Annotated in this window: 20 protein-coding genes; 12 read left to right on the forward strand and 8 right to left on the reverse strand. The window is 41.9% G+C overall.

Annotated elements, in window-relative coordinates; translation table 11 throughout:
• Positions 1–61: 61 nt before the first annotated feature.
• On the reverse strand, positions 62–1,696 hold the full coding sequence (locus B5Y40_RS19045; RefSeq protein ID WP_079688374.1) for a M1 family metallopeptidase: 1,635 nt from the start codon (positions 1,694–1,696) through the stop codon (positions 62–64).
• A gap of 56 nt (positions 1,697–1,752) precedes the next feature.
• On the opposite strand from B5Y40_RS19045, the gene B5Y40_RS19050 reads away from it, so the two are divergent.
• Positions 1,753–2,736 (forward strand): zinc dependent phospholipase C family protein, encoded by a 984-nt coding sequence (locus B5Y40_RS19050; RefSeq protein WP_079688375.1) that lies wholly within the window; start codon positions 1,753–1,755, stop codon positions 2,734–2,736.
• 22 nt (positions 2,737–2,758) lie between these two features.
• Here B5Y40_RS19050 and B5Y40_RS19055 read toward each other — a convergent pair whose 3' ends face one another.
• Both B5Y40_RS19055 and B5Y40_RS19060 read right to left on the reverse strand, forming a co-directional pair.
• The gene (locus tag B5Y40_RS19055) at positions 2,759–3,049 is read right to left on the reverse strand and encodes a hypothetical protein (RefSeq protein ID WP_079688376.1); all 291 of its coding nucleotides are present in this window, start codon (positions 3,047–3,049) and stop codon (positions 2,759–2,761) included.
• A gap of 476 nt (positions 3,050–3,525) precedes the next feature.
• A complete protein-coding gene (locus tag B5Y40_RS19060; protein ID WP_159453739.1) occupies positions 3,526–4,050 on the reverse strand; it encodes an SRPBCC family protein in 525 nt (174 codons plus the stop codon).
• A 107-nt stretch (positions 4,051–4,157) separates the two neighbouring features.
• Here B5Y40_RS19060 and B5Y40_RS19065 point away from each other — a divergent pair, with 107 nt between their 5' ends.
• The 3 genes from B5Y40_RS19065 to B5Y40_RS19075 all read left to right on the forward strand — a co-directional run bounded on the left by B5Y40_RS19065 (position 4,158) and on the right by B5Y40_RS19075 (position 5,562).
• Positions 4,158–4,628, forward strand: coding sequence for a DUF4199 domain-containing protein (locus tag B5Y40_RS19065; RefSeq protein WP_079688378.1), 471 nt, complete (start codon positions 4,158–4,160; stop codon positions 4,626–4,628).
• Positions 4,629–4,720: 92 nt separating this feature from the next.
• Positions 4,721–5,191 (forward strand): DUF4199 domain-containing protein, encoded by a 471-nt coding sequence (locus B5Y40_RS19070; protein ID WP_079688379.1) that lies wholly within the window; start codon positions 4,721–4,723, stop codon positions 5,189–5,191.
• The gene (locus tag B5Y40_RS19075; RefSeq protein ID WP_079688380.1) at positions 5,188–5,562 is read left to right on the forward strand and encodes a VOC family protein; all 375 of its coding nucleotides are present in this window, start codon (positions 5,188–5,190) and stop codon (positions 5,560–5,562) included. The genes B5Y40_RS19070 and B5Y40_RS19075 overlap by 4 nt, the downstream gene beginning before the upstream one ends.
• Here the strand turns inward: B5Y40_RS19075 and B5Y40_RS19080 are convergent, their stop codons facing one another.
• Positions 5,563–6,879: an alpha-L-fucosidase gene (locus tag B5Y40_RS19080; protein ID WP_079688381.1), complete on the reverse strand. Its 1,317-nt coding sequence runs from the start codon at positions 6,877–6,879 to the stop codon at positions 5,563–5,565.
• A 61-nt stretch (positions 6,880–6,940) separates the two neighbouring features.
• Here B5Y40_RS19080 and B5Y40_RS19085 point away from each other — a divergent pair, with 61 nt between their 5' ends.
• The 3 genes from B5Y40_RS19085 to B5Y40_RS19095 all read left to right on the forward strand — a co-directional run bounded on the left by B5Y40_RS19085 (position 6,941) and on the right by B5Y40_RS19095 (position 9,579).
• Complete coding sequence (locus B5Y40_RS19085; protein WP_079688382.1) at positions 6,941–8,236, forward strand: aminopeptidase P family protein; 1,296 nt, start codon at positions 6,941–6,943, stop codon at positions 8,234–8,236.
• A gap of 12 nt (positions 8,237–8,248) precedes the next feature.
• The gene (locus B5Y40_RS19090; protein WP_079688384.1) at positions 8,249–9,055 is read left to right on the forward strand and encodes a DUF4198 domain-containing protein; all 807 of its coding nucleotides are present in this window, start codon (positions 8,249–8,251) and stop codon (positions 9,053–9,055) included.
• Between the two features lie 116 nt (positions 9,056–9,171).
• On the forward strand, positions 9,172–9,579 hold the full coding sequence (locus B5Y40_RS19095; protein WP_079688385.1) for a RidA family protein: 408 nt from the start codon (positions 9,172–9,174) through the stop codon (positions 9,577–9,579).
• A 6-nt stretch (positions 9,580–9,585) separates the two neighbouring features.
• Here the strand turns inward: B5Y40_RS19095 and B5Y40_RS19100 are convergent, their stop codons facing one another.
• Together B5Y40_RS19100 and B5Y40_RS19105 are read right to left on the reverse strand one after the other, a co-directional pair.
• Complete coding sequence (locus tag B5Y40_RS19100; protein ID WP_079688387.1) at positions 9,586–10,860, reverse strand: metal-dependent hydrolase family protein; 1,275 nt, start codon at positions 10,858–10,860, stop codon at positions 9,586–9,588.
• A gap of 29 nt (positions 10,861–10,889) precedes the next feature.
• Positions 10,890–11,294 carry a hypothetical protein gene (locus B5Y40_RS19105; RefSeq protein WP_079688388.1) on the reverse strand — a complete coding sequence of 135 codons (405 nt, stop codon included), beginning with the start codon at positions 11,292–11,294 and terminating at the stop codon, positions 10,890–10,892.
• Between the two features lie 106 nt (positions 11,295–11,400).
• On the opposite strand from B5Y40_RS19105, the gene B5Y40_RS19110 reads away from it, so the two are divergent.
• Together B5Y40_RS19110 and B5Y40_RS19115 are read left to right on the forward strand one after the other, a co-directional pair.
• Positions 11,401–11,991: an acyl carrier protein phosphodiesterase gene (locus tag B5Y40_RS19110; RefSeq protein ID WP_079688389.1), complete on the forward strand. Its 591-nt coding sequence runs from the start codon at positions 11,401–11,403 to the stop codon at positions 11,989–11,991.
• Between the two features lie 49 nt (positions 11,992–12,040).
• Positions 12,041–12,406 (forward strand): hypothetical protein, encoded by a 366-nt coding sequence (locus tag B5Y40_RS19115; RefSeq protein WP_079688390.1) that lies wholly within the window; start codon positions 12,041–12,043, stop codon positions 12,404–12,406.
• Here the strand turns inward: B5Y40_RS19115 and thiL are convergent.
• Positions 12,403–13,449 (reverse strand): thiamine-phosphate kinase, encoded by a 1,047-nt coding sequence (thiL, locus tag B5Y40_RS19120; protein ID WP_079688391.1) that lies wholly within the window; start codon positions 13,447–13,449, stop codon positions 12,403–12,405. The two genes, B5Y40_RS19115 and thiL, sit on opposite strands and share 4 nt — an antisense overlap.
• Before the next feature lie 132 nt (positions 13,450–13,581).
• A complete protein-coding gene (gene mce, locus B5Y40_RS19125; RefSeq protein ID WP_079688393.1) occupies positions 13,582–13,992 on the reverse strand; it encodes a methylmalonyl-CoA epimerase in 411 nt (136 codons plus the stop codon).
• Positions 13,993–14,070: 78 nt separating this feature from the next.
• Between mce and B5Y40_RS19130 the strand changes: the two genes are divergently transcribed.
• From B5Y40_RS19130 to B5Y40_RS19140, 3 genes are read left to right on the forward strand one after another with little or no spacing between them, the layout of a single operon-like run.
• Entirely contained in the window at positions 14,071–14,481 is a 411-nt protein-coding gene (locus tag B5Y40_RS19130) for a hypothetical protein (protein ID WP_079688394.1), read from the forward strand.
• Entirely contained in the window at positions 14,481–14,807 is a 327-nt protein-coding gene (locus tag B5Y40_RS19135) for a HesB/IscA family protein (RefSeq protein WP_079688395.1), read from the forward strand. The genes B5Y40_RS19130 and B5Y40_RS19135 overlap by 1 nt, the downstream gene beginning before the upstream one ends.
• Positions 14,764–15,402 carry a redoxin domain-containing protein gene (locus B5Y40_RS19140; protein WP_079688396.1) on the forward strand — a complete coding sequence of 213 codons (639 nt, stop codon included), beginning with the start codon at positions 14,764–14,766 and terminating at the stop codon, positions 15,400–15,402. The genes B5Y40_RS19135 and B5Y40_RS19140 overlap by 44 nt, the downstream gene beginning before the upstream one ends.
• Position 15,403: the final 1 nt, after the last annotated feature.

Consider the following 15,403-nt stretch of genomic DNA (forward strand, 5'->3'; position numbering starts at 1 on the left):
GTTTTCAAATAAGGACTGCAAAGGTAAAGGGATTTCCTGAATATGCAATGCCTGACTTCAATCAATTCTTTAATTTTCCCTCGTATAATAAGTTCGTATTTGGATCAAGCTCTATTTTCGAAGGTTTTTGAGCGATTTTAAGACTGAATTTATTTGATTTTTTATCAAGCCTGACCAATTCAACTTTTGTTAAAAGATGGCTTTCGTCATAAATTCCTATTTCTAAGGGCACATTAAAGATATCGTTGGGCTGGGTTTGATTAATAGAGACTGCGATTACTTGGGCTTTTGCATCGTACGTCCAACTCCATTCTAAAACAGGGTGCCCTGGTTTGTAAAGCCATTGATTGAAAAAAAGATCGAGATCTTTTCCGGAAGCTTCTTCCATTATGGTTTTGAAATCTTCGGTGGAGGCGTTGCTGTTTTGATAGTGTCTATAATAGTCCTGAAGCCCTTGCCAGAACGCATCATCACCAACTTCTGATCGCAGCATGTGGAGCACCCAACTTCCTTTTTGATATGAATTGGCGCTTAAAATTTCAATCAGGTCATCCGGCAGAGCCGAGAATACAATGGGAAGTTTCTTCTTCTGATAGAAGTCGATCACCTTCTTCCGATCATCGCGAAGATCTTTTGTCATTCTGTCGCGGCCGTAAGTGAACTCGAAGTATAGATGTGTTAAGTAGGTTGCAAAACCTTCGCTCAGCCACACATGATGCCAATCCGTTTCAGACGCGGAGTTGCCAAACCACTGATGTGCTATTTCGTGAGCAACCAACGGCTCAATCTTGCTTGCATTGCCGGCTGCTTCTGCTCCTGTAGCCACTGAATTTTCGAAATAGAAAATGTTGCTTGCATTCTCCATTCCGCCATACCGGGTTTTGGATTGGACATTGGCGAGCTTCTTATAGGAGTATGGCCCTATATGTGTGTGAAAGAAATCAAGAATCTTGGGTGCATACTTATAAGAGTCAAAACCTTCTTCTCTATTTTGAGGATATACCCAGCTCGTAACTTCAAAGCCACTTACAACACCTGTCTGGCGAACCGCGAAACGTGCAGCACCAATGACCATCACTTTTGTAGCGAGCTCTGTTTCTTCATGCCAGTGTGTGAGCTTTAGGCGATTGCCGAGATAACTTTCTTCGAGTTTAATTCCGTTGCCGATCACCTCATATTTAGGAGGTGCTGTTACGATAAAGTCAACAGCAGCTTTGTCGGAGGGATGATCGATTGTTGGAAGCCAGTGATGGGCGCGGTCAGGCCAGTTGTCGCCAAAGAAAGTACGATCGCCATATTTATTTTTGGAGATAATCAGTCCATCGCGGGGAACTCCGCTATAGGTAATATTAATCTCAGAAAGTGTTGCTGCAGGTATAGCAGCGGGAAGTATAATTTTTAGTCTGTCATTCTGATGGAGGAATTTTACGGGTTTATTGTCTGCCGTAATCTCCGTTACTTCCATGCCAGAACCACTTCCATCTTTATTCACGAGATCGAGCTCAAATTCATTCAGCGATTTTTTAAAGAGAATGGTAATGGTGGCTTTGCCCTTTATGACATCGATGGAATCATGAAGCGTTAATTCAAAGACATACTTTTTGATGTCGATGTTTTCATTCTTCGGGTAATCTTTACTATAGATACTTCCCGTAACGAGTATAAGTATACCAATTGTAGCAGCCAGGTTTTTCATCACAATTTGATTTTTTATGTAACTTGCCTCTGCAAGTATAATCTTTTCTCCGTTGTATGTTAAAGTTGTCAGCTATTTACCGCTATAGCAAGCGGCTTGGTTTAATCGGTATAATTTTCCTGTTTGGTGGTTGGGGATTTTTTGGCCACCAGCGCATTAACCGTCTCGCAGTATTCACGCTGCCTCCTGAAATGATCGGCTTTTATAAAAAGAACATTGGCTATATCACCGAGGCTTCCGTCAATCCTGATAAAAGAAGATTCTCCGTTGTAGATGAAGCTGCACGTCATTATATAGACATTGACCATTATGGCGACAGTGCCTTGTATACATTACCACGCTACTGGAATGATGCTGTTACTAAAATGACAGAAGATACGTTGAAAGCGTACGGTGTGTTGCCATGGCATATCAACCGAATGTACTACTCCCTGAAAAATGCTTTTCTGATTCGCGATACTGAAAGGATATTGAAGCTGTCAGCAGAGCTTGGTCATTATATAGGCGATGCGCATGTACCCTTGCACACTACGGAAAATTATAACGGGCAGATTACGGGCCAGGAAGGTATACATGCGTTTTGGGAATCACGTTTACCGGAATTGTTTTCAGATGAATATAATTTCTTTACCGGGCGAGCGCAATATATACCGAACCCACAGTTGGCTGCGTGGAAAGCTATTGAAGGTTCTCATCTTGCTGTAGACTCTGTACTTATGGAAGAGAAGAAACTGGCAGCTTCCTTTGGCGAACATCGTTATTCTTTTGAAACAAAAGGGAGACAAACGTTAAAGGTATATTCGCGTGAATACGCTTTGGCGTACCATAAAATCTTACAAGGAATGGTAGCGCGAAGAATGCGTGCCGCTATAAAGCTCACGGCAGACTTCTGGTATACGGCTTGGATAGATGCCGGTCAGCCCGACTTGAGTGAGTTAATCTTCTATGCGCCTTCTCAAGATGAATTGAAATTGAGGAGGAAGGAATTGGAAGAACAAAACGCCGCGCCCGAAATCAGAACGCGCGCACATGAAATTTAAAGAGAGATTTAATATAGTATATCTATATAGACAAAAGTTCTTCTGCTATATCGCTCCATTCTTCTTGTATTGATACGGTAGGAATTTTGCGATTGGCACGACTATACCAATACGATGCGTTTCCTAAATCGCCTTCCACCCGATGCAGGTAAGCATGGATCCAGGAGCCGTCCTTTGTATGTATATCCTGCGCAATGTTGTGTGCCGATTCCCAATCACCTTTCCCTTCAAACCAAAGTGCTTTCAGAAGATCGCTGATGCCTACGGGAGGCTTTATATCATGAAGTGAGTTTTTGAATTCGTCCAATGTCATATCCGAAAAGTAAAATGCTTAATGTTTAAAAACAAAAAGCTCGGGGCTTAAAGTGGAGAGTCTGAGATGTGGAAGCAGTAAATATCTCCCGCAGATTTCACAGATTGCCGCAGACAAATGCATTTTAAGTCTGCGAGGTCTGCGGGAAAAAAATGATTGAAGAAAGTATATTCTACACGGTTACGCTATACTTTGAATTTTCCGTTTAATCGAAGGCTATTCATTTCACCGCCAAACATCGGTACCCCCATCCACCGCATGAAAGGGTTCATTCCAGTGCTATATCCGAAAGTAAAATGCTTAGTGTTTAAAACAAAAAGCTCAGGGTTAAAAAAGGCAGAGATGCGGAGGCTGAACGTATGAAATATTATCTCCCGCAGATTTTCACAGATTGCCGCAGATAATGCAATTAAAAAGTCTGCGATAATCTGCGAGATAAAAAATTGGATTGAATAAAGTATATCTACACGGTCGCGTTATTCTTTCGCTTCCGCTATTTCTTTAATCTTGTTCAGGTTGTAATCGAAGGCTTTGTTCATTTCACTTTCAAACATCGTTACACCCATCCATCGCATGAAAGGGTTCATTCCGAATTCTGTTGAAAAGCCCATCGTTACTTTTGTACTATCATTTACAGGTTCGAAAGTATACCAGCTTTTCGCGGTGCCCTGCTCCATAAAATCAAGATCAGCTTTAATCATAGACGAAGGTTTGCTCTCCGTTATAATGAGTTTCCCTTTACCCATGTCTTTACTATCCCAGCTATACCATGCACCTGTGCCCGAGCGCTGTTCGCCATAGGTCGTTTTAAGGGTGGGATCAAGTGTATTCCAGTACGACCATTTTTCCCAGTGCTCCAGGTTGTTGATCTCTTCGAAAGCTGCTTCGGGAGAAGCGTGCATCGTTAAGCTCCGTGTGACTTCGATCTTTGATGGAAGAAAGAATCCAACAATGATCAATAATACAATAATGCCTAAAATGCCGAGCAATATCTTCTTCATGGTTTTATAGGTTTGGCTATAAAGGTATGGCAAAATAGTTATTGGAAACGTTTGCATTTGTCATAAAAAATCGAAAGATTTATATATACCTAACGTACTGCTACAATATGAGTTTGCTATCTAACCCGAATCGCATTCCGGAGAACTATGGTCTGCGTATTGCTGCTGCCTTGATAATTTATTTTATCATCATGAAGATGGTGGGTCTTAGTCACCATGTCGAACTACGTTTAATAAACCTCGTGATCTTGACAGGAGGTGTATATTACGCGCTCAAGAAATTCAAATCAACGCATACTGATAGTCTTAACTATTTCCGAGGCCTTGTAACCGGTGTTGCAACGGCTGGTATAGGTTCACTCATCTTCGGTATATTTCTGTTCTTCTATATGAAGCTTGATACAGACATGATGAAGTCTATTGTGGATAACGAACCTATGGGGCGTTATCTGAATGCCTATATAACAGCTTTCATTGTAGTGTTGGAAGGATTCTTCTCAGGACTGTTAGTAACATTTGTGTTGCTGAACTGGGTGGCTACCGATGAAGTAAATCAGCCCGTAGGCAAGTCGAGCTAACGGGTATATTGTTCCTCATGCCTTAGTCATGCAATGGGCTGGCTGCGGGCACAATATTTTTGGGTATTCATGAAATCATCATTTTGAATTCTATGAATATCTGGAACAGACCCACCCGTATCCCGGAGATATATGGAAGTATCATTGCCCTGGGATTGATAGTATATTTCTTTTTAATGTATGCACTCGGACTGCTTGAAGTAATCGAGTTACGATTATTGAATTTGCCGATCATGTTGGGAGGTGTATACTTTGCCTTGAAGCAATTTGCACGAACACATGACGGGCACTTAAATTACTTCCGTGGGTTAGCCGTTGGTGTTGCGACATCCTCTATAGGAGCTGCAACGTTTTCACTCTTTCTTTTCTTGTTTCTAAGATTTAACAATGGATTTATGCAGTATATAATTGAGCATGAACCTATGGGGCCTTATCTGAATCCTTACATTGCTTCGTTTATGGTGCTGTTGGAAGGCGTCTTTTCAGGGCTCTTCATCACATTTGTTTTATTGAACTGGGTACGCAGTGACCAGGTAAACGAACCATCCGGTACTTCCTCATGAAAATCCCCGAAGGACATCAAACCATCATGCCGTATATTATAGTGGAAAGCGCAGAGAAGTTTGTCGCCTTCCTGAAAAGGGTATTCGGTGCAAGAGAAAAGTTTGTCGTGCATCAGCCGGATGACGGAAGCATTATGCACGCAGAATATACTATAGGAGCATCCACTGTGATGCTGGCAAACTCAACCACAAATTACAAAGCTTGTCCTGCAGGGCTATATATCTACGTTGAAAATACCGATGATACTTTTGAGAAAGCCACCAAAGCGGGAGTAACCGTGATTGATAAACCAAGCAATAAAGAATATGGCCGAACCGCTGGTTTCAAAGACGAGTTCGGCAATACCTGGTGGATTGTGACGCCACTATAGTTACTTCAGTTCCAACTCAACGATGGTATCAATTTCATCCAGCTTTGCCTTCGGTATTTTTAAGATGATACCGAACTCAGCATTCTCTGTGAATTTCACAGCACTCTTATCTTTGAACAGCTTGGCTGATTTTATTTTCTTACCCCACGATGGAATGATCAACGATTCATCTTGCCAGTCAAGAATATGTATATATACTTTATTTCCCTTTTGAGTGGTAACACCCCAGTCGCGCGCAGACAGCGGACCCCCGCGTGTTCCGTAGATAGTCTCTCCGTTCGCGGCTAGCCATTCGCCCATCAGTTTAAGCTTCTCAACATGCTCCGTTTGGATTTTTCCATTGGGCATTGGGCCTACATTTAGCAGAAAGTTAGCGCCGTATCCCGCAGCCTTGATCAGATATTGAATGAGTTCCTTTTTGCTTTTATGACCTTGATCTTTCAGATTAAATCCCCAGGAATAATTTATAGTTTCGCAGGTTTCTTTCGGCAAGTCACCAATCTTTTGTTCCGGGGAAAAGCCCGTTGTGTTATGACCGGGAAGATCTTTTTCGAACATCTGAAAATCTTCACCATCGTAGGGTGCAACATGATGGTTGTTGCCAACAAGCGCTGCAGGTTGAAGCTTGTGTATAAGCGAGTATGTTTTCGATAATCTCCAGTCAGCATCCTTTTTATCCCACAAGCCATCGAACCATATACCTGCTACATCTCCATAGTTCGTTAACAGCTCCGTTAACTGCGCGTCCATATAATCCAGATACTTAAACCACTCACCACTTTCCGGTCGGCCGGTCCAGCTGCCTCCCGTTTTCCCTCTCGGAAAATAGTCAGGATGATGCCAGTCTAAATGTGAATGGTAGAAGAAAAGTTTAATGCCTTCCTTCCGGCATTCCTCGGCAAGCATCTTCAACACATCTTTACCGTAAGGCGTTTTCTTTACAATGTTATAGTCAGAGACTTTACTATCCCACATAGCAAACCCATCGTGATGCTTGCTGGTGATGGTAATATACTTCATGCCTGCAGCCTTTGCAGTTTGCACCCAGGCCTTGGCATCAAATTCCGTAGGATTAAAAAATGCAGGAATCTTCTCGTATGTCTTGATCGGAATTTGTTGCTCATTCATTACCCATTCTCCATCACCCAACACGCTATAAACTCCCCAATGAATAAACAACCCAAACTTTGCATCCTGAAACCATTCACGGTTCTTTTTATTTTCGGGTGTCGGTTCATACTTTTCTTGTGCGTTAACAAGACAAACTGAAAATAAAATAAAGAGAATAGTCTTACCAAGATGGTTTATTGGCTTCATGTAGTTTTGGTTAAATTGCACACTTACGGATTTTAGAACTAGCGAAAGTAACAAATACAATATGAGATATAAAAGTATTGACAAAGAACTCTTTGAAACGAATCGTAAGAACTTAGTGAAGGAATTGAAATCAAATGCGTTGGTGGTGGTGAACTCAAATGATATTATGCCAACCAACTCCGATGGTACAATGCGCTTTCGTCAGAACAGCGATTTGTTTTACCTCGCAGGCGTTGATCAGGAGGAAACTGTCCTGGTGCTATATCCTGACTTTCATGATAAGAAATATAGGGAGGTTCTTTTTCTGCGTGAGACCAGTGAACTTATTTCGGTATGGGAAGGTCATAAGTTAACGAAAGAAGAAGCCCGCGAACAAACCGGTATCGAAACTGTATTGTGGGTTTCTGAATTTCCCAAGGTGTTCAATATGCTTATGGTGATGGGGGATGTTGAGCATGTATACCTGAACACAAATGATCACTATAGGGCTGAAGTGTCTGTTGAATCCCGTGAATCCCGTTTTGTGAAATGGTGCCTGGAAAAATATCCACTGCATCGCTATGAGCGCCTGGCGCCTATCATGCATAGACTTCGAAGTATAAAATCAAAATACGAGCTGGACTTATTGCAACAAGCGTGTGACATTACAGAGAAAGCGTTCCGAAGAGTATTGAAATTTGTGAAACCCGGAGTAATAGAATATGAAATTGAAGCCGAGTTTGCACATGAATTTTTAAGAAATGGTTCACGTGGTTTTGCCTATGAACCGATCATTGCTTCCGGTGCGAATTCTTGTGTACTCCACTATATTGAGAATAATAAACCTTGCGGTGATGGCGATGTATTGTTGTTGGATGTGGGAGCCGAATATGCAAACTATAATGCCGACTTGACCCGCACCATACCGGTGAACGGTAAATTTACAGAGAGACAGAAGCAGGTATATAATGCTGTGCTACGCGTACAACGTGAGGCGTTTAAATTGTTGAAGCCGGGAGAGAAATACTTTGAATATCATAAGGAGATACAGAAGATTACAGAGAGTGAATTGATTGGGTTAAAGCTCATCGATAAAAAAGATGTAAAGAATCAGGATAAGGATAAGCCGCTCTTTATGAAATATTTCATGCACGGCACCGGGCATCAACTTGGTCTTGATGTGCACGATGTAGGCAACATGTATCACAAGATGCGTCTGGGCCAGGTATGGACAGTAGAGCCTGGTATATATATACGTGAAGAAGGATTCGGAATCCGTATTGAGAATAACGTGGTGATTGAAAAAAATGGTGTGTACGATCTTATGAAGAACACTCCTGTGGAGGTTGAAGAAATTGAAGAGATCATGAACAGCTAACTATATAGAGGTATGAACAGAATCAATAAACGATATACTGCATTGGCGCTGCTGATGTTACTGGTCTCTGTTGTAACGGCGCATGAATTCTGGATGCAGCCGTTGAAGTTTATATACTCCATTAGTGAGAAAGCGAAGATAAATATAGTGGTAGGTGAAAATTTCATGGGCTTGCCAATCGATTTGAAGCGGGAGCGGATTGAAAAACTAGAGCATCATCGCGTATCTGGTTTCTCTGATTTGAAAGCAACGACTGTAGAGGGAAAGAAAGATCACCTTGAACTTGAATTAAAAGAAGAAGGCACGCAGGTTATCGCGATGCAAACTATGCAGACGTATATTGAGATGGAAGCGGATACGTTTAATGCTTACTTGAAAGAAGATGGTTTGGATGAAGTATACGCAGCACGTGAAAAAGCAGGAAACCTTGATAAACCTGGAAGAGAGTTTTACGCACGGTATACAAAACTGCTTTTGCAGGTGGGTGCGAAAAAAGATGACACCTATAAAAAACCGATAGGCTTCCCGATCGAAATCATCCCGGAGAAAAATCCATATACCGTAAAGCCAGGCGAATCTATACGTTTCAAAATCCTGTGGAACAAAAAGCCGTTGTTCGGTGCGCGCGTAAAAGTCTGGAACCGGAAGGAAGGGCTCACTACACTTCAGAATATATACACTGAACAAAATGGCACAATTGAAACGCGCATCAGCAGCAAAGGCTCGTGGATGGTAAGTGTAGTATATATGGTTCCGTCAAAAGATCCAAAAGCAGAGTGGAGAAGTTACTGGGGTAGTTTGGTTTTTGGTGTTGAGTAGAGAAATAGACATAGAATGAATAAGTTACTTTCTGTTTTTGCTACGTTGATTTTAAATCTGGCAATGGCTCAAGAAACTTAAAAGCACACTGCTGGTAAAATTTAAGAAGTTTAACAATGCTATATTCTGATAAAGCTCCCGAACCAGTCGGTGCGTACCCGCACGCTAAAAAGGTTGGCAACCTGCTTTTTCTTTCAGGTGTTGGTCCGAGGAAAAAGGGATCAAAGGAAATACCGGGTGTTACACTTGATGCGGAGGGAAATATAGCAGCCTATAACATCGAAGAGCAGTGCCATGCTGTATTCGAAAATGTTAGATTGATACTGGAAGCATCTGGTTCACGCTGGGAGAACCTGGTTGATATAACCGTGTTTCTCACCAACATGAAAGATGACTTTGCTACATTTAATAAAATCTACGCTACCTATTTCAAAGCGAACCAGCCGTGTCGCACAACAGTAGAGGTAAACGCACTGCCAACGCCTATCGCTATTGAATTGAAATGCATCGCTACGCTGGAGTGAACAGGTCTATTTATATACTACGCCTTCTTTCATTACGAAGCTTACCTTCTCCAGCGTTTTTATATTCTTGAGTGGATTTTCATCGGTGGCCACTATATCTGCAAACTTGCCAACTTCAATGGTGCCGACCTTGTCTGTCATGCCTAATATACCGGCATTAACAATGGTGGCCGATTTAATCGCATCGATGGGAGACATGCCTGCCTCCACCATATACGTAAATTCTTTGCCGTTATCGCCATGTGGAAATACACCGGCATCTGTCCCGAATGCAATCTTTACTCCGCGCTTATAAGCTTTGTTAAAAGTTTGCTGAATCATGGGGCCGATCTCCAATGCTTTTGGTACTACTAACGGATGATAATACCCGGGCACCTTTGCTTGTTCTGCTACAAATTTTCCGGCAGATATAGTCGGCACATAGAAGGTACCTTTCTCAATCATCAGGTCCATGATTTCTTCCGTCATTTTAGTGCCATGCTCAATGGTAGTGATGCCCGCTATAATTGCGCGCTTCATTCCTTCAGCACCATGTGCATGTGCAGCCGTATGCATATTATAGTCTTTCGCGGTCTCGATAATTGCTTTTAATTCTTCGTCTGTGAACTGAGGATTGCTGCCATCTTTCGCAATGCTCAGTACCCCACCCGTTGCAGTAATCTTGATCATGTCAGATCCATCCTTATACCGTTGTCTTACCGCTTGCCGAGCATCTTCAACACCGTTTACCACACCTTCTTTTGGACCGGGATCGCCCATCAGATCTTTTCGATAACCATTGGTAGGATCGGCATGACCACCTGTAGTCGCGATGGATTTCCCTGCAGTGAAAATTCTGGGCCCCGTTACCAATCCCTGATTGATTGCATTGCGCAGCGCTATATTTACTCCGGAGCCACCAAGATCACGCACCGTTGTAAATCCGGCAAGCAGAGTCTTCTTTGCAAATACGGTTGAGCGAAAAGCTATATCTGCATCATTCAAGGTAAAGCGTTGGAGGTTCGCATCTTTATTCGTTTCACCTTCGAGGTGTACGTGCATATCGATCAATCCGGGGAGCACTGTTTTTTTGCTGAGATCGATAAGCTTATCGGCACTTGCTGGTTTTGTAAAGCCTTTTTCCACCGAGGTGATCTTATTGCCATCGATGATCACCGTCATCTGCGACTGAACATCGTTTGTTTTTCCATCGAGCAAATTACCACAGTGAATAATAGTACGCTGCGAGGAAGCATTGAAAGCAATGCATGCCATGCAAAAGATAAGGCAAAGCTTTTTCATAGGGTTAATGAGGTTTGGGTTAAAAAAGATCAGGCTTGTGTCGACAAATATTTATCAGTTTTATTTTTTAGTTCAGTCATTTCAGATTCGCTCATATTCCCTACTTTAACTTGCAGGAGAAGGTCGAACATTACCTGTTGATCGTAGCCAAGTTTTATAGCGATCTGCGAGCAGAACATCATCTCTTCTTTATACATCCGCTCATCAATTTTCATAAGCTGCACGAGACTGAATATATAGTTAAACTTTTGATCGTTGGTAAGATTTTCGGGAACGATCAGCTCGTGTCGCTGATCAAAGAGCGGTGTTATTTCGTCCGGATAAAACCCGTTGGCTCTGCCGATATTTAGAATATAGTATTGTTCACGTTCGGCTACTTTGCCATCGATCTGCGCCAGGCTGATCAGTAATTTCATTTGATTGAGTACGGCCATGAAGGGGAGTTAATCGTTAATGCTAAATGTGCGTACAGTGCAGTAAGCCTGTAACACAAATAAAATCATCTTAAACTTAATACAAATAGCAATACCTTTATAACTGATGAACTTTCTTGCACATCTTTATTTGTCCGGTGATAGCTCCGATATTATGATCGGTAATTTCATTGCAGATTTTGTGAAAGGGAAAAGTTCGCTTCAACAATTTGATTCTAAAATTGTAAAGGGCATTGAGCTACATCGGTCGATCGATGAGTTCACGGATAAACATCCGGTTGTAAAGCAAAGTAAAGACAGACTTCGCGCAACATATCGCCACTATGCCGGTGTTATAGTAGATGTTTTTTATGATCACTACCTGGCGAAAAACTGGAGTAACTATCATGATGCACCGTTGGCTGACTTTGCTGCAAAGGCTTACGCTACCATTCAACAACGCGATTCAGTTTTGCCTGCTGCAGTAAAGCAGATGCTTCCGTATATGATTCGTGGAAACTGGCTGGTGCATTATGGTGAGACGGAAGGCATTCACCAGGCGTTAACCGGCATGTCGCGCAGGACGCCCTATGAGTCGCATATGGATGAAGCAGTAGTTGATCTGCGAAAGTATTACGATGAATTCAAGAGCGAGTTCGAAGTGTTCTTCCCTGAGTTAAAAAATCATGCAAATTTTTTTTTGCAAAGCCGCCAGTAGATGAAGTATAGCGGAAGGTGCTATTTTTGCACTTTACTCAGAAATATATATGCATAACGATCCGGAGCTCAGCGGAAAATACCTTGGAACCATCTCACAGGATTTTGTGAAAGTAGCAGACGCTTTGAAAGAAGCTTCTTACCAGATTCGCAAGGCAGGTTTTGAATATCCTATTTTTCCAATCTGTAAGGAGCCACAACCTATAGGGCAGTTGCTTTTTGATCAGATCCAGAACGGCACGGACTGGAATTACTTCGCTTCTTTTGTAGATGAATTTTTGCAACGGGGCATCATCGAAAAAGATAAGCATGAAGATTTTGAAAAGGCCTATAAAGATCCTGATGAATTCTGTTGCTTGTTTGTGGTAGACAAAGAGTTTACAAACTTTTTGTTTATACCATATCCGGAAGATTAAGTCTGCGGATCATTTGTAAAGTGGTTCCATCCTTGCGCTTGCAACGGTACCACTGTACCCTGTTTGCTCAGCATGATGTTCTGGTCTTTTTTATCGTGCATATACCCGATGCTGTGTATATCCGGATGGTTCTTTATTTTCTCGTAGTCGCTTTGTTCAATGGTAAAAAGCAACTCGTAATCTTCACCGCCATTCAAGGCGCAGGTAATCGGATCGAGTTTAAAATCTATAGCAGTTTCGAATGTTACCTGATCAACCGGAATTTTATCTTCAAAGATTCGAATACCAACACCGGAGTTTTTGGAGATGTGGAAAAGCTCAGAAGCTAGTCCATCCGACACATCGATCATCGAAGTTGGTTTTACTCCGGCTTCTTCCAAGTCAAAAATAATTTCGGTGCGCGCATCGGGTCTTAACTGACGACTCACCAGGTATTCATACTTTTCAAGATCCGGCTGCATGTTTGGGTCAGCTATATATACTTCCTTCTCCCGCACCAATACCTGCAATCCCATAAAGGCTGCGCCAAGATCACCCGTTACACAAATTATATCATTTGCTTTTGCTCCATTTCTATAGGCCACCTTATCTTTCTTAACACGCCCGGTAACACTAATCGAAATTATTAAACCGGAAGTAGAAGATGTAGTATCGCCACCTACGAGGTCAACTTTATAGTTCGTGCAGGCAGCTTTAATTCCCTGGTATAGGGCATCTATAGCTTCAACTGAAAAACGATTTGTCAAGGCAATACTTACCGTAATCTGTTCTGCTTTGCCATTCATCGCAGCTATATCCGAAACATTTACAGCCACAGCTTTATATCCCAAATGTTGAAGCGGCATGTAGGCAAGGTCAAAGTGAATTCCTTCCACCAGCATGTCCGTTGAAATCAACAGGTAATCATCACCGGTATCAATCACTGCAGCATCATCGCCAATGCCTTTTATGGATGACTTATTCTGAAGGGTGAAATTTTTACTGATCCGGTCGATGAGTCCGAACTCACCCAGTTGACTTATTTCTGATCTCGTTTCGCTCATACTTCTATTTGAAAACGATCACTATAATTGATTCGCGTGATCGTTCATTCTGCAAAAGTAAGATTATGCCCGAATATCAGCGATCCACTACTTAATTATATAGCAAGTATTATACTTTGAAAAAATCCATTGCTATGAAGCGTCCTTGATTTCCTCGCACAACTCTATTAATACTCCTTGTGTAGATTTAGGATGCAAAAAACAAATTCGTTTATTGTCTGCGCCTTTTTTAGGCACTGGGTTGATAAGCTGGAATCCCTTGTTTTGGTATTCTTTGATTCCCTCTTCGATATTTTTCACTTCAAATGCCAGGTGGTGAATTCCTTCCCCGCGCTTCTCAATAAATTTGGCAATGGGAGAATCTTCACGCGTGGCTTCCAGTAGTTCGATTTTTACCCCCGAAAGTTCAAAAAAAGAAGTTCGCACACCTTCGGAGGCCACCTCTTCGATTTTATAATGTTCGGTGCCTAGCAGCGCAGCAAATAACTTGTTTGCCTGCTCAATGTTTTTTACGGCTACTCCGATGTGTTCCAGTTTTTCCATAATTGTTACCTTTGTACCTCAAAGAAGAAACTTTTTCTCAGAATCGGAAGTTTAGCCTTTGAAAAACTTACTGAAAAGATGGTTGAAGCCCTCAGCGAAATGCATGTAGAAGCTGCCCGCATCCAACAAGAGATACAAGATCATCTCGGGTTGCGTTCGGCTGATATTGTGTTTGAATTCAGTACGCTGGATGGCAAGGTCAAGCTTGACTTGATCACCATCAATCCAAAACATAACCAGGCATTTTTATTGCACAGTGAAACCGGTAGTGATAAGGTAGACGTGTTAAAGAAAATGTTACGGTATGTGCAGGACTATAAAGAAAAAGAAAATTCATATACCATCCAGTGGGTTGCTAAAGGTGAAACGGAGTTGAATACTTCGTACTTTCGTGCATCCAACATTATGGATGCCTTACAAAAATTATACTATGGTCGTGATATGAATACGATCACCGTGTTTAGTGTAGTACTTAATCCTATTTCGTGATGATACAGGTAACTGATAAAGCAAAAAACAGACTCGTTGCACTTCGTTCAGAAGAAGGCAGAACTCCGGAACATAACGTTCGTGTTTCAGTAAAGGGAGGAGGATGCTCCGGGCTGATGTATGATCTTGGATTTGATGATACGATCAACCCTGCCGATCAGGTGTTTGAAGATAAAGGCATTAAAATTCTGGTAGATAAAAAGAGCTTGCTGTACTTACTTGGTACAACACTTGATTTTACAGATGGACTTAATGGCAAAGGATTTCAATTCATAAATCCGAATGCCAGCCGCACCTGCGGATGTGGTGAGAGCTTTGCCGTATAGTACACGTATATATTTGCGCGTATCATCCTGTAATGTGAAATTTTTAGCGATTGCTTTAGTTGTTCTCATAAGTTGCCTGTTCTCGGGTAGCAATCTGCTTGCACAAAATCCAGCGGAGAGTAGCAAAACAAATTTAGAACAATCGCTTACTGCTATAGTCTTTCTGGCAGTTGATTGTCCCATCAGTCAGAAGTATGTAGGCGAGCTAAAACATATTGATAGCCTGTTTCAATCAGCCGTTACGATCAAAGGTATACTTCCCGGAAAGCTGAAACAGGAAGAGGTCGATCAGTTTATCAATGAGTATAACATTGATTTCCCAATTACTGTAGATCGTGAATATGAAATGGTGAAGAAATACAACGCCACCATCACACCAGAAGTTTTTCTGATCGATAATCAAAATCATATATACTATCAGGGAGCGATCGACAACTGGTTCTTCGACCTCGGGAAATACAGACAACAAGTTACCCAGCATTATCTTATTGACGCCATTCATGCAGCATTGGAAGGAAAGTCTCCTGCTATAAGCAAGACGGAGAGTGTTGGGTGTATCATACAAAGACCATCTTCAAAGAAGCACCCAAAGTGAA

This window comes from Ohtaekwangia koreensis, assembly GCF_900167975.1.
In the GTDB taxonomy this organism is placed as follows: Bacteria; Bacteroidota; Bacteroidia; order Cytophagales; family Cyclobacteriaceae; genus Ohtaekwangia; species Ohtaekwangia koreensis.

Bases quoted from the DNA above. Each gene is read 5' to 3' on its own strand.
- B5Y40_RS19045 (WP_079688374.1), bottom strand. From the start codon at position 1,696: ATGAAAAACCTGGCTGCTACAATTGGTATACTTATACTCGTTACGGGA.
- B5Y40_RS19105 (WP_079688388.1), bottom strand. From the start codon at position 11,294: ATGGCCGTACTCAATCAAATGAAATTACTGATCAGCCTGGCGCAGATC.
- B5Y40_RS19060 (WP_159453739.1), bottom strand. From the start codon at position 4,050: ATGAAGAAGATATTGCTCGGCATTTTAGGCATTATTGTATTATTGATC.
- B5Y40_RS19135 (WP_079688395.1), top strand. From the start codon at position 14,481: ATGATACAGGTAACTGATAAAGCAAAAAACAGACTCGTTGCACTTCGT.
- B5Y40_RS19115 (WP_079688390.1), top strand. From the start codon at position 12,041: ATGCATAACGATCCGGAGCTCAGCGGAAAATACCTTGGAACCATCTCA.
- mce (WP_079688393.1), bottom strand. From the start codon at position 13,992: ATGGAAAAACTGGAACACATCGGAGTAGCCGTAAAAAACATTGAGCAG.
- B5Y40_RS19140 (WP_079688396.1), top strand. From the start codon at position 14,764: ATGCCAGCCGCACCTGCGGATGTGGTGAGAGCTTTGCCGTATAGTACA.
- B5Y40_RS19090 (WP_079688384.1), top strand. From the start codon at position 8,249: ATGAACAGAATCAATAAACGATATACTGCATTGGCGCTGCTGATGTTA.
- B5Y40_RS19085 (WP_079688382.1), top strand. From the start codon at position 6,941: ATGAGATATAAAAGTATTGACAAAGAACTCTTTGAAACGAATCGTAAG.
- B5Y40_RS19055 (WP_079688376.1), bottom strand. From the start codon at position 3,049: ATGACATTGGACGAATTCAAAAACTCACTTCATGATATAAAGCCTCCC.
- B5Y40_RS19065 (WP_079688378.1), top strand. From the start codon at position 4,158: ATGAGTTTGCTATCTAACCCGAATCGCATTCCGGAGAACTATGGTCTG.
- B5Y40_RS19075 (WP_079688380.1), top strand. From the start codon at position 5,188: ATGAAAATCCCCGAAGGACATCAAACCATCATGCCGTATATTATAGTG.
- B5Y40_RS19100 (WP_079688387.1), bottom strand. From the start codon at position 10,860: ATGAAAAAGCTTTGCCTTATCTTTTGCATGGCATGCATTGCTTTCAAT.
- B5Y40_RS19130 (WP_079688394.1), top strand. From the start codon at position 14,071: ATGGTTGAAGCCCTCAGCGAAATGCATGTAGAAGCTGCCCGCATCCAA.
- thiL (WP_079688391.1), bottom strand. From the start codon at position 13,449: ATGAGCGAAACGAGATCAGAAATAAGTCAACTGGGTGAGTTCGGACTC.
- B5Y40_RS19080 (WP_079688381.1), bottom strand. From the start codon at position 6,879: ATGAAGCCAATAAACCATCTTGGTAAGACTATTCTCTTTATTTTATTT.
- B5Y40_RS19050 (WP_079688375.1), top strand. From the start codon at position 1,753: ATGTTAAAGTTGTCAGCTATTTACCGCTATAGCAAGCGGCTTGGTTTA.
- B5Y40_RS19095 (WP_079688385.1), top strand. From the start codon at position 9,172: ATGCTATATTCTGATAAAGCTCCCGAACCAGTCGGTGCGTACCCGCAC.
- B5Y40_RS19110 (WP_079688389.1), top strand. From the start codon at position 11,401: ATGAACTTTCTTGCACATCTTTATTTGTCCGGTGATAGCTCCGATATT.
- B5Y40_RS19070 (WP_079688379.1), top strand. From the start codon at position 4,721: ATGAATATCTGGAACAGACCCACCCGTATCCCGGAGATATATGGAAGT.